Source organism: Bartonella henselae str. Houston-1 (assembly GCF_000046705.1).
GTDB classification, from domain to species: domain Bacteria; phylum Pseudomonadota; class Alphaproteobacteria; order Rhizobiales; family Rhizobiaceae; genus Bartonella; species Bartonella henselae.
This window is the reverse complement of record NC_005956.1, coordinates 1,489,980-1,503,475: the sequence shown is the minus strand read 5'-3', so window position 1 is coordinate 1,503,475 and position 13,496 is coordinate 1,489,980. Positions and strand designations below refer to the sequence as shown.

The 13,496-nt window shown below is 35.8% G+C and carries 3 protein-coding genes; 1 reads left to right on the top strand and 2 read right to left on the bottom strand.

Annotation, left to right across the window (positions count from 1 at the left end; genetic code table 11):
• Positions 1-3,709: 3,709 nt before the first annotated feature.
• A complete protein-coding gene (locus AYT27_RS06715; protein WP_011181121.1) occupies positions 3,710-4,153 on the top strand; it encodes a hypothetical protein in 444 nt (147 codons plus the stop codon).
• A 1,741-nt stretch (positions 4,154-5,894) separates the two neighbouring features.
• Here the strand turns inward: AYT27_RS06715 and AYT27_RS06705 are convergent.
• Together AYT27_RS06705 and AYT27_RS06700 are read right to left on the bottom strand one after the other, a co-directional pair.
• Entirely contained in the window at positions 5,895-8,513 is a 2,619-nt protein-coding gene (locus AYT27_RS06705) for an autotransporter outer membrane beta-barrel domain-containing protein (protein WP_011181120.1), read from the bottom strand.
• Positions 8,514-10,951: 2,438 nt separating this feature from the next.
• A complete protein-coding gene (locus tag AYT27_RS06700) occupies positions 10,952-13,294 on the bottom strand; it encodes an autotransporter family protein (RefSeq protein WP_011181118.1) in 2,343 nt (780 codons plus the stop codon).
• Positions 13,295-13,496: the final 202 nt, after the last annotated feature.

Below are 13,496 nucleotides of genomic sequence, written 5' to 3'. Positions count from 1 at the left end.
TTGAGTGAAATCTAAGAGGAGCTCGTCATTTCGATATTGGATGAAAATCGTCATATACCTACATGATCATGAGAGGATGAATTTTGGATCGTATGAATTAAAGTGTCTGCTCTCTTGTGTGATAGATATTACTGGTGAAAGTAAATAGGAAGGCGATTATGATATTGAAACAGATCAGGATGAGCATATCTGATTTCATCCGTCTAAAGTCCATCCGCGGAATTTTACTATCATATTTTCTGTAAGCTCCAAGTGCATCAACCCTCTCAAAAAATACTGCGATAATTGCAGAATGAATTTGTTTAATGATGTATTTGTTTGAAGGGGATATCGATTGCTTTTGACAGGATGCTATGGGATGATAAAAGCACCTGTCTTTTGTCACTCTGGCTGTTTAAATTCCATTGCGTGATGCAAATTGCCAGATTTTACAGTATTTAACATCATACAATTGACTATGACGAATAATTTTTTCTTCATCCTTCCTTTACAAGTATGATCAGTTTAAAAGTAAAATCGTTTGTTAATGGGATAGAATAGTAGGATTTCTTTATAGAATTGTATTTATAATGTTTCTCAATGTAAAGTTATTGCTTGTTTATTTTATTATAAAAATGCTCATCTTATATTTAAAAAATAACTTTCAGCTCTACAGTCTTTTATTAAAATTTGTTAAATTTCAGAGGAGGCTGAAGAGAAGTCATTATTTCACTGATATTAGTGCTTTGTAGAATTTACTCTTCCTCAAAAACACAAAAAATTGCTTTGTTATTCTCTTGATATGTTTTTTGCTTTTGTGCTGTTTTAGGGATTTACATTATTTGATGCAACTGTAATGGTTTTCGGGTGCATCGCTCAATTTCTTTGTTCTGTTGAGCTGTGTAAGATTGTTTTTGAGTATTTCTATCGGTATTGTTGTAAGTACATGGGAAGTTAAATTATATCAAAACTTTCTTTGCTTTCTGGCGATGTAAGAATGATGAGAGTGCAATCAGTAAATTGAAGAGATGTTGTTTTTGTTTGCTGGCAAATTGCAATGATTACAGGCATTGCAAATGCTTATAATGAAGATATTCGTGTTATTTTATATCTTATTGTAAAATGACTTTTGATAGAAAAAAAGCGATTAAAAATCTTCTTGAATAGTGCAAAGGTGTAACAATTGCTTCTCAATTATAAGAACTTCACACACAATGAGAAGCTGTGCAGACAATGTTACAAATGCAAGTTACTCTCTTGATTCAATATGTTTTTGCTTTGAAGCTGCAGATCTTCGTTAGAGGGATGTATTTCAAGCGCGATATGAAAGATTATGTGAAACAATTCTGTAGTTAAAAATATAAAATAAGAGAGGGATAAAATCGTGAATAAAGCCACAATACTGTTTCTTTGTATACTGGACTGTTACTGGTTGCGAAAAAACTTATAGCGTAGAAGAGTTTAAAAAAAATTGAAAATTATTCGATGAATGGGGGGAAAATGTGAAAAAAACAGAGCCATCTGTACGGTTGTTGCCTCAATCGAAAAATTTTCAGAACTTATTAAAAGCCGCTCGTGAACTTCTTAGAAGGATGAGATAAGGCATAAAAGAAATAAGATTCAAACTTTTCTGAAGTTGAAAAAGAGCAAGAGAGCAGTGACATTATAAACAAAAATAAGTGGACAATGTTGTTTTTCTTTTTCAAGTGAGAGATCATTTTAATTTGAATATGATATGGGTTTCAATAATTGAAAATTTCCTCTCTGTTGTGGAGGTTTTCTCTCTTGTAGATTTAAGAAGCAGCTCTTATGAAAAAAAACAGATTTGCATCTAAAAGAATATAAACACAAGCTGCACGACTTCATATATCTCATTGAAAGCCAACGGAGTTCAGGTTTTTTTGTTTTCTGCTTTTTAAGAGAGAGAAGATGACAAAATTATTCAGAACGGAATAATGATGATTCAAGGAAAAGTGAAACATTAAGCCTCATTGTTTAAAATGCATACAAAAAGTAAAGATCGACACAAAAAGAGTTGGGAACCCTTTGGAATTGATGCATGATTTAACGGCTGCTTTACAATCCTTTCTTGAGTTTACGAGAATCTACGGCACTTGTTTGCGCAAAGTCACAAAAAAACTAAGAGAAGTATACCTAATGCGTCTCTATTACGAGAGCTAAGACAACGACAAACGCATTGATGGTGATAATCAATGTTGAATAAAGCATAGCGGTTTTTATTATATCAGCCATAAGAACCTCTTTTTGTGCTTTGTGGTATCCATTTTTGAGTAACATATTATTACAGTTTGTAATATATGTTGATATAACATACTCGGCAAGCTTAAAATTTTTCTTTTAATTTTATGAGAAATAGAGAGATTTGCGAACTGTGGAGCATGAAAAAAGGAAAAGTTTGTTGTCTTTCTTTATTTTTTTGAATGTGCTGGTCTTGCGTGTCAAAAAACTTTTTTTCATCAAACCTTCTAATTCATGAAACCTTCTAATTCATGTTACACCACAAAGTGTTTAAAGCTGCTTTTTATGAAGGGGGGTGTGTTAATATCTTTTGTGGAAAGGGAAACACTAGATCACCTTTTAAGTTTCGTAAGCTGTGCTTCATTAGGGAAGGATGTGAGTATATTAAGCAGCTAGGGTGTTCGTTTTAGAAGAAGCTGGCATTAAAAAAAGCGGAATAGCGTTTGGGTTCCATAAAGGGCTCTGCGTTGAAGGTAATATCCAATAAGATCATAAATACTCTTGCAAGAGAAGAGTAACAGGAAAGTTCAATCCTCAATATTAGAAGTCAGGATGGGTTTCTCGGTAGAAGCTTTGTTTTTGCAGGGTGGATCATTTTTCCTATAATTTCTTGTCTGTATGGGGAGAAAAAGAAGCGGTCTCAAGAGCAAATTTTGCGTTATTTGAGGATATGTAAGAGAATTATTTTGCAAACAACAGTATGAAAACGTTTCTATGAGATAGATTTAAGAGTTTATGATATGGCGTTTTACGTTTTTTCAGGAACTCTTGAAAGGATTAAAAAAATCCTATAGTATAACTCTTGCAAAGAAAAGCGAATGATAATTGAAAAAGGGAAATCTTGAGCTATTTAGCTGTTTTCGACTATCTTTTTTGAGATTATTGTGTGGTTTATTCAGAGAGTGTTCTTCGTGTGTTCTGTGATCTGCAGAACAGGACATGTGAGGAGAGTGGGGCTTTCTGGAGTGTGCAAGCTGATCTTGTATGATGCCAAATAGTGTGCAGAGGGTGTGCCCAAATGGTGTGCAGAGTCAGATGCATAAGAAGCCAAAAGCTATGGAGGGTAAAATGCTGAAATCTTTAAAGAATCTCAATCTTTTTATGCGACAAATTTTTGTTAAACAGATTAGTCAACGTTTTATCGTTTTTTGTCAAAGATTGATAATTCATGATATCCGCAGCGTATTAGTTTGAGAATTTGTGACGTTTTATAGAATTGGTATTATACCAATGGCGGTTTTGGAGCGAATATGAAATAAGAAAAATAAAAAATATATTTCATATAATAGAATAATTTGAATAGATATACGCTTTTAAGGACCGTTTTGCTGTTGAGGCCAATATTCGCACAATAAACTCACTTGAGTGTATCAAAGCATTAACGCGAGTGTATCAGCATTAAAGAAAAGCTGTTTAATCTTCCTCATTTGAGATCGAGACTGAACAACAATACTGTTGAAGGGGAAATAAAATGTCTGTAGTGCAATATGGTGATGATAGTTTTGCATCAAAAGCAAAAGTCTTTAATAACGATCTTATTGATCGTGATTGGGCAATGACAAAATTTGTAGCTGCCGTTAAAAATTTGGCACAAGTGATTGATTATGAAAGCAACATGCTAGAAAATAGTGGTGTTCCAGATTATGAAGAAATAAATGTATGTAAAACACGTGGCTTAAGTGATCTTAATAAATCTATAGGCGATATAAAACGCTATATGAATGAAGATATTGAAAATGAGGTCGAAAGCTTGTTATCGGATTTACAGGAAAAATTACGTCGTAATAGTGAATTGCTTAAAATCCACTTGGATGCAGTGAATGATCTTTCGTACGCTATGCAAACAGCTTCTTGTACAAAAGAAATGGATGAAATAAGTGATCCCATTTTGCTCAATATTGGGCGTTCTAAGTGATTCATAAAATAAATGCCTAGGGTTGTGGATTTGTTTTGCAGCCTTGGGTCTTTAGACTTTGAATATTTTAATCTCTTGTGTGGCAATTTGTGCGCTTTTGATTTTCACATTGCAAAAAAAATCTGCTTCTTGAGAGAGTGTGCTCGTTGAGGGAAGGAGGCAGTGTCGTAATTCTTATTTAGGTTGTGGGATTGCTCTTTTGGTTGATTGAAGAGAATTTCTCCTTGGAAAAAAGAGAAGGTTGCTAGGAAGAGAAAGAGGCGGCTGCTTTGTTTTCCAGGAGGGAGATGGCTTTTTGTCTCATATGAGGTGTACATTCTTTTTTATGGAGTATTTTATACAAAATGCCGTTCTTTATGAGGAATGTTGTTTGTATTTGTGTATGATAGAGAAAATTTACGAGTAAACGATAGGGAAATTCGGTGGATGGATGATATCTTTATTATTGAGGGTGGATATTTTCTCTTATCTTTAGAATCATACTTAAAAGTTTTGGCGGTATTGAGTTATCTTTTGAAAGTATTTTTATATCGTGATAGGTGTGTTTGAGATAATCCCACGCAAGAGTCCTTGATGAGCTCTTTGCACACTGTAAGGGTACTACTTGCTTTCTTGACTACTCACTAAAGTTTGCAAGTTACGCTTAAGTGGGAAATCACGTCAGGGGGCTAAAACAATCAGAATGTTGGTTTAGAAGAAGCAACCCTGTAAGGAAAGCGTAACAGTTCACTGGTTTTAAGAAGAAAGCCTGCGTCCAAGAGCAAACAGCATGTCACTGGGTTTCTCATTCACTTATTTGCTTTAAAGAAACATCTTTCCTTGTTGTCAATCATATTTTACGAGGCTGATGGGTAATTGGTATAATGGGTAATCTATTGAAAACTACCATCTTTACATTTATGAAGGTATAAACTCGTCATTCTTTTTGTCAGCTCAAAATCTTACGACTGTTTTTGCATTGAGATGGTTCGTAAGAGCGTATTTACTTCTTATCTTAAAGGGTCTTTTATTCGCACGTTATTTTCTCTTGTGACATGCAAGAAAATGATTTTTTGATGATTTTGAATCAGAAAAGGAAAAATGACAAAAATTCCCTGTCTTTAGGGAGCTATTCGATATGCAAAAGGATGAATTATCTTTATACGTTCATTGAAAAGCTCTCTCTTTTTAAAGAGGGGGCCATGTGTGAGATATTGATAAACACGTTGCACTTATGGCTTAACACCTATTCCTTAACATCAACAGAATTTTCTGAAAGTACCTGATACGAAATCATCATTTTGAATACATTAATATAATATTTATTGTTTTTTCAAATTGTATAATACATTGATTTATAATGGATAATTTATCATTTTGCACTTTGAATCAGAGAGCTTAACATCGTAGAGTTTTCTCATTTCAAATCTGTTTATGTTGAATCAATGAACACCATCCCTTTGTATATGTCATCAGTGGGATGAGTGTGTGGAAAAAAACTCTTCAAGGAACGAGTAAAAATGCTTTTTATGAACGCTCTTAATGCAAGGATTACCGCAACATTGGATAGAGAGATCTTCTTTGGTTACTCAATTTTTAGAAGTAGATGTCAGTTTTTGAAGATTGATATTGGTTATATTCTTTGCACTAGCGGATCATTTTTTAGCATTTTTGTATCAAAATTTTTGTTGAGAAAGAAAGATTGCATAAACAAAAGGCAACACACCGTGCTGCCTTTTAACAAAATTATATATTGTTTTTTTTAAAAGTGATAACGTATTCCACCAGAAAAATTGGTGCCAGATACACCGGCTTTTTGGAGCTTATGTCGATAACTAATATCACCATGGAGTACAACTTTTTGAGCGATGTGCGCATTAACACCAACGCCTCCTTCAATTGAGGAACCAGTAGGATCAAGATAAAAACTCTCACCAATTTGTATTGCTCCACCGTCTCCAAAAGTTCTGAGAACATTCAACTTCCCATAGAAGGAAACAGCATGATCATTATCCTCCTCAGTGGTGGTGAGATTTTTTGTTAAACGTCCACCAATACGTACCAACCATTGATGCGGATTGTCCATATCAACTTTCAAACCATCAGCATCTGAAAGTACATCTAGCATGAGGTTTTGATAAATAAACTGTGCTTGTGGCTCAAACATGAGCCCTTGAAGACCGGTTGTTAATTTCTGACCAAGGGTCGCAGAGAGAGTTAATGTTTTAGTGCCATCTAATTTTGCAGCAGTTCCAATGAGAGCCGTGGTCACATTCCCTTTTAGGACTCCGTAGGAAAGGAGCGCGTTCATGTATAGACCCATGCTATGTTGGATGCCGCTATAAGCGGTGAGCGACCATTTATCAAGTTTTGTCTTTTCAGAATCTTGCATATCCTTTGGGGTAAAAGAAAGTTTTCCATATGTTCCTAAAAGACCAAATTGTGTGTTGATATTTTTACCTTCCAGAGCATTCATGATGATGCCTAATTGTACAGCATCATAGTTTATATCAGCTCCGTAGCCATAGTGCAGCGGATCACGATTGGAGGATAAAGTGACTTTTTCATTATAGTAGGATAAGAATATGCCATTCTTGTTATGATTTTCCGCTCCAAACATTGTTGTGCGCATATTGTTTAACAGCATGTTTTGATTATTCACCTCAGAAAATCCAGCAGAAAATACTGCATTGGGTATAACCAGATAGTTTGCTACCTGAGGCAAAAGTGCTCTGACCTTCTTATCACTATCTACATAGGCACTCTGCAACCGAAAATCCCAGAAATTTTGATCATTCTTACCAAAGAGGTTTTGGCTTGCATCGGATGTACCAGGTGCATAGGCAGTGAGCACATATTTATAAGGTGTTCCCCCCATTGTAAGATAGCCCTTCTCTAGTTTGAAAGAATTCTTATCAGCGTTCCCAGAAACCTGAATGAGTGAAATTCCATGTGCTGTTGAAGAGGTAGAAACCATCTCTTCTTTCCAAACAGCAGTGCTTTTGGTTCCTTTGTTACCACTTTCCAAGAAGTTGATATGAACGATTGTGCTGCCTGATACATCACCATTAATTATAACCCTATCAGTTTTCTGTTTATGCATTGGAGAATTGTTGCTCCACTCAGAGTTCAAATGGATCTCAGCGGCACCTGTTGCCTTATAAACTATCGGGTTATTAGGAGTTTGGTCTGCTTCCTGCGATTGAGACCCAACAAACAAGGTTTGATAATGTCCATCTGTTGACGTACCAAACACAATGCTACTTTCCGTGAGACTTATTCCCGAAAGGTTAGAGTGTAATTTTTCATCAATGTCATGTCCATGAGATGGGTCGTTATTGCTCTCTCTTTTTCTAGGAGCTGTTAACAACCATGTTGAATTGTTGTTTAAATTAAGGAATGTTTTGTTATCTGCTAATGTTTTTACGCCGCCTTCTAAAATAGAATGATCTGCATTTAATGTAAGGATATGTGCCGGAGCTTCAATATTTTTCTCATTTTTTGATAACATATCGGCACGGATCTCTGAATCTTTAAGGGTGACTTCACCGCTTGCGTGTGCTCCATAAACACCAATACCAATACCGTTTTGAACGAGAATTTTTGTATTGGTGAGCATAACTTTATTGCGCATATCTTTTTCGTGGTGAACATTTCCTTCTCTTCCAGCATTTTGTGCTTGTTGATTTCCAGAGGGATTTTGCATGCCTCTTAAAACGATACCATGTGTTTTGTCATTGCCCGTAACATTTACGGTCGAATCCTTAAGGATGATTGTGCCATTTGTGTTTAGCAAACCAACAGATGTTACTGTTGTAGTGATATTTGTTGCATCAATAGTTCCACCCGCTAGTGTACTCAGCCCAATAAAATTTGAACTCACCGATCCCCCTATAATCTTTACTTTCGAATTTGCTTCTTGTGCATGGACGGCAACATAATTATCGTGAATTTTAACATTCTGCTTTGTCACAGTTGTGCCGTTTTCAACCTCAATTTTTGTAGATTGATCCTCGTCAACTTGTGCTGAGTTCGCAGGTTTTATAGATGCTGGTGAACGAGAAGGGGATTCGCTGGTGGGATTTGTAGGAGAAGATTCTAAAATTGGACGTTTTCTCGATTTTGCAGATTTTACAGGGATTGAGAGGGAAGCTCCTGCAGAAGACTCTTCAGCTCCAGAGCGTTTTCTCTTCTTAGATACAAACGTTCGAGATGCAGGCTCTCCAAGTTGCTCAGCTTTTAAATTATTATTCTTATTTTTTTTCAGTGAATAATTTACAAAGAGAGGTTGTAAATCAGTGCTCGCAAGGGCATAAGATAGACTCGGGTAAGAGAAAAGGAGAACTCCAGAAACGGTGTATAGTAGAAAACTTTTTTTCATATGAATATATTCCTATACGCATTTCCCCTCTCATAAAGATAAAATTTTTTAATTCATTACGTTACTTTATAAATAACAAAACGAAACATAGAGGACGTTGCTTACATTTCAAGATATCAAGCAAAGTATTTTTATAAGCGGTAACCAATTATCGCTGGTAAAGTTTATTCCTGAGACTGCAGTTTTTTAAGTTTATATCGATAAGGCAAATCACTATAAAGCGCGATCTTTTGCAATAAGTGCGCGTGAAGACTAAGACCATCTTTGATCGAAGATCCTTCGAACCGAAAATCCTATAGATATAAGTTAAAAACTCTCACCAATTTGTATGGAATTATGATCAAAGTTTTGATCATATTCAGTTTAGCATAGAAAGAAATGGTATAGCTTTCGTTTTATGGTAAATGCTTACCAATTCCTCGTAACTCTTGAGAAGGATTGTTCATATTAACTTTAAAGCCAGCGATATCTCTTAAACTTCAAGTATGAGATGCTGATGATACAAGTTGTCCTTATGGTGCAAACGGTTACTTCTGTAACAGTGTTTGTCAATTGCTAACCAATGGTGATTGAGGTTGCCAGTATTTTTATCTCATTGATTTTTTCGGATGTTTTTGATGGAAGCTGTGATGGTATTTTCCTTGAAAATTCTATCAGAGAAGAATGATTTGCATACACGCTTCTGTTATGCTGGGTATTGTCAGATTTGGTGTATGATAATTTCTTTAAGCGTATTCTTTTGAGAGCTGTTTCTGTCTTTTGGGGTAAAAACTCATTGTGCTTCTGTATCCAAAAGAGTACAATTTCTAAGATTTTGCTCTTTTTGTGTTCCTTATTGACGCTGACTTGCAATGGAGTTGCGAATATTAGCATCAAAGCTATCTTGTAGTCGATGAAGACTTTCAAGATAATATGAACCTATTTCCGTAAGTAGGAGAGAAGGAATCCCTTTCTTTTTATGATCTTTTGATTCAAAAATTGTTATTCGCATATTGTTTAATATTCTATTTTAATTGTTCATATTAAAAAATCTAATGATCGAATATCGCGTTTGGCATTACCAAGTAGTCTTACCACTTGTAGTGTAAGAGCTTGATTTTGCCTCACACTCAAGAGTGGCATGTGATAAAATCGGGGTTTTTTTATCATCTGCAAATTTAGACGGTTTTCTTGTATCAACGGTAGTTTGTTCAGCAATATTAATCTTTAAAGGCAAATTCAGTTGAACTTTTGGTGATGTGTTCAAAGTCATTTTTGAGGCTGAGGCAATAGCATTGTGCGGTAGTTTATGCCTCTCAATCCAGGTTGTGAATTTACATGAACTTTACGCTGTAGAATAATTACACGGATTGTTATTGGTGATACATTCTCTTTACGTTGTGGTATAATGCGAGGCGTTTTGGTATAATATGAGCCAAGTGGGAGTGTCTCAACAGAATGTTCTTCCTCTTTTCTATGGGCAATGAGAGGGGGATAATTTCTAGAGGAAGAAGAAAATTCCTTCGAGGTTTTCCTTCTCTTTCCACTTTTGTTATCGCATTGGTGTCTCAAATATTTGGACGCTGTGTCTCAAGATTGAACTCCGCTTGTACAAGACTTTCGGAAAGTGTTTTGTCTTTTTAAGGCATGTTTGCTGTTTTCAAAAGGTTCTGATTGTATTGATCGAGGAGGGCATTGGAGTTTAACATGTATTGTGGCTACAATTATACGGATTAACTTATGATATGTTCGTGATTATCTTTATTCTTTAGCACTTTTGCGTTCTGTGTATAAAAATTATGACATTACTTGAAATGGAAGCTTTTACACGGTTTAAGCTTTTTTGAAGCGTTTTACTGAAATATGAATTCTTCTCTTTATTCTGTTACGAGAAGCCATCGTTTCAAAGGCTTTTACTTTTGCTCTTTTGATGTTGATGGAAACAGCACGATAGTATTCTTGAGTTTAAGATGTTTGCGTATATAAGGTTAAGTTTGTCCCTCAAGGCTTTTTGATATGCAGCAGATTCATCATGATTAATAACAGCAGAAATGCTGTTAACGCTCAATGCATATATGATTTAGGCTCTCTTCTAATTGTTTGATTGAAATATGGCTGCTATCCAAGCATCGCAATAGAATTCTCCATTCTAAGGTTATTTGCATTTGCCGTGGAGTTATTCGTGTAATTTACTTGCAAAAAGGGAATGAAGATTTGTGCGTTTGATAATTGAGATCAGAATTTCTGTTTAGAGTGAAGTTAAAATGAGAAAAAACAAAGCACAAGCAGAGATAGATAATACTAAATTCTTTTTATATATCGAAATGCTTCTTCATATATTTTTCTTTTTTGATAAAAATATACGCTTGATACATCACGTTTTTTGCAATGCACAAAAACAAGCAACGCTGCTTACATTTCAGCGTTGCTTAGATTTCAAAAAGAAAGATCAAAGACTCTTAAAATTGATAGCGTATTCCAGCAGAGAAGTTTATTCCAGATACACCTGCTTTTTGGAGCTTGTGTTGATAATTAATATCCGCATGAAGGGCAAAATTTTGAGAGAGTTGCGCATTCACACCAAGCCCGCCTTCAACAGAATCTCCCATAGCATCAAGATAGAAAGTATCTCCAATCTGTACTGTACTCTTGTTACTAAAAGCTTTCATAAGGTTCAGCTTACCGTAGAAAGAAGTGGCATAGCCTTTTTCATCAGAAGGTATCGTTTGTGTCAGACGCCCACCAATACGCAGCAACCATTGATGAGGCTTACCCATATTCACGTTAAAGCCATCGATATCTGAGAGGGTTCCAAGCATGAGGCGTTGATAAAGGAGTTGTGCTTGTGGTTCAAAGACCAATCCTTTAGCATCGGTTTCTAGTTTATGTCCGATGGTCGCTGATGCACTTACAGTATGAGAACCATCCAATTTTGCAGTGTTCCCAATGAGGGCTGTGGTGATATTTCCTTTGAAAGCTCCGTAGGAGAACAGTGCATTAACATAGATGCCATCGTTATGCTGGATGTTTCCATATGCAGCAAGTGACCATTTATCGAGTGTACTCTTATCAGCACCTTCCATGCCCTTTGGAGTGAAAGAGAGTTGTCCGTATGTCCCCAAAAGACCAAAATGTGTGGTGCTATTTTGACCTTCTAATGCTGCTAATGTCATGCCTGCTTGTATTGCAGTATAGTGAACATCAGCACCATAGCCATAGTGTAGAGGACTACGGTTAGAAGACAATGTGATCTTGTGGCCATAGGAGGATAAGAAGATCCCACTCTTTTTGTTATCTTCTTTTTTATCCTTTGCTTCAAAGAGTGTTGTCCGCATATTCTCTAACAGTATATTCTGATTATTCAGCTCAGCCAATCCAGCGGAAAATAAAGCGTTAGGCATGACCAAATAACTGGCTACTTGTGGTACAAGAGCTCGGATCTCCCCTTCATCGTCAAGGGTAGCACTTTGTAAACGGAAATCCCAAAAATTCTTATTTTCTCCTCCGAGACTTTGCTCAGCATTCGCTTTTCCACGGTTGGATGTTGGTCCATAGGCATTGAGCATATATTTATAAGGTAAGCCACCCATTGTGGTGTAGCCATTTGCTAGCTTGAAGGAGTTTTCCTCTGCTTTTCCAAAGACTTGAACGAGCGAGACACCACGCGTGTTTAAAGGAACAGCACTTTCTTCTTTTGTTTCCTCATTCTTTGAAAGATTCTTGAAATAGAGTGTTGTCGTACCGGATACATTCCCATGGACAAAAAGACGATCAGTTTTTTGCTGTTCTTTTTCTAGACCATCACTCCATTCGGTATTGAAATAAATTTTTGCATCGCCTATTGCATTGTAAACGGTTGCTAGATTGGAAGTCCTATTTTCCTGTAGTCTAGAATCCTCAGCTGTTTGTATCTTTCCTACATGCAAGGTTTGATAATGGCCATTTACCAATTTATGTGGTGCACTAAACACGATAGAGCTATTATGAAGGTTTAATACTGAAACGATAGATTGTGCCCGCTGCTTAATATCAAGCAGTTTGTAATCAAATAGGCTAAAATCATCCTCCATTTCAAATAGACTAATCTTTAGGTACCACTTGCTGTTATTATTCAGATTAAAAACCGTTTTATTTTGGGGGAATGTTTTTACTCTTCCTTCTATAATCGAATTGTCAGCGTTTAATGTAAAAGTTGCAGGTTCAGTATTGCCGGGTGCGGTTTTATTTTTTAACAACATATCAGAACGAATTTCTGAGTTTTTAAGGTGCACCTCATTACTAACAGCTTTTGAGTAGTAAGGCCCTACAATACCAACACCGTCTCTTACAAGAAGTTTTGTATTGTTAAGAATTGCCTTATTTACAACTTCTTCACCCTCTTTTATTTTGGAGCTAAGAATGTAATCAAAAATGATACCATAGCCTTTCCCGTGTTCTGTAACGTTTATGATTGAATCTTCAACATTAATTATACCGTTTGTAAGTGATAAACCACGCTCTTTCGTCTTTCCTATAATTCCTTTCGCATTAAGCCGTCCGCCTGCTACTCCAGCAAGCAAAGTGCCATCTGAGTGCATTATTGAGTTTGTAATGATAATACGACCTGTATTAGCGATCGCTGCATTATATTCACCGCGAACAAAAACATTATTAAGTTTTTTTTCTTCTCCATTAGTTGTACGAACGGTAGGGATTTCATGGTGTAATAGTGTCTTTGCATGAGTTGAACCGAAATGAGAGAAAATCAAAGTTCCAGCAATTGTACATAACAAAAAATTTTTCTTATTAGATTTTTTACACATAAATATGCCTTTAGTATTGGTATGCCTTTGATGCTTACTTCATTCCCCTGATGGCGCAAGTACCGGGGCGGTTTTATATCATTATGTTTTTTGTGTAAAGAACAAAACGAAATGATGCATAGTGCTTTCTATCGTTCGAAAAGTTGCGTCAAAAAAGTTTCTAAAAGGATCATGTAAACCAATGCATCATGCAAACCAGTTG

Bases quoted from the DNA above. Each gene is read 5' to 3' on its own strand.
- AYT27_RS06700 (WP_011181118.1), bottom strand. From the start codon at position 13,294: ATGTGTAAAAAATCTAATAAGAAAAATTTTTTGTTATGTACAATTGCT.
- AYT27_RS06705 (WP_011181120.1), bottom strand. From the start codon at position 8,513: ATGAAAAAAAGTTTTCTACTATACACCGTTTCTGGAGTTCTCCTTTTC.
- AYT27_RS06715 (WP_011181121.1), top strand. From the start codon at position 3,710: ATGTCTGTAGTGCAATATGGTGATGATAGTTTTGCATCAAAAGCAAAA.